Origin of the sequence: Leifsonia sp. SIMBA_070 (assembly GCF_046534635.1) — a bacterium.
Lineage (GTDB): Bacteria > Actinomycetota > Actinomycetes > Actinomycetales > Microbacteriaceae > Leifsonia.
In genome coordinates, this window is the sequence record NZ_JAWRYK010000531.1 from 1 (window position 1) to 257 (window position 257).

1 protein-coding gene is annotated in these 257 nt (G+C 44.7%); it reads left to right on the top strand.

The window, feature by feature from the left end; translation table 11 throughout:
- Positions 1-14 precede the first annotated feature (14 nt).
- Positions 15-257, top strand: a 243-nt coding sequence (locus tag SB754_RS21325; RefSeq protein WP_410784333.1) for a hypothetical protein, incomplete at its 3' end; no start/stop codon positions are given.

Sequence of the window (257 nt, forward strand, 5' to 3'; positions counted from 1 at the left end):
TCAGTTTGCACCTCTTGGAAGACATCATGGAGTCAGCAAAAGAGGGCCGCATCAAAGGTGTGAACATGCCATTAGGATCGACCTATGGAGAAGTCACAAGCAGGTATGGACAACCAAAAACAATCGGGAATAACGAGTGTTGGACGTATTCGTACGAGCATCCTAAAAGTGCTGCAGCTTTTTACTACGAGCATGATTCCTGCAATTCTGAAGCTGCTCCACTACAAAACGAAACGATTGTGAATCAAATCGCTGTT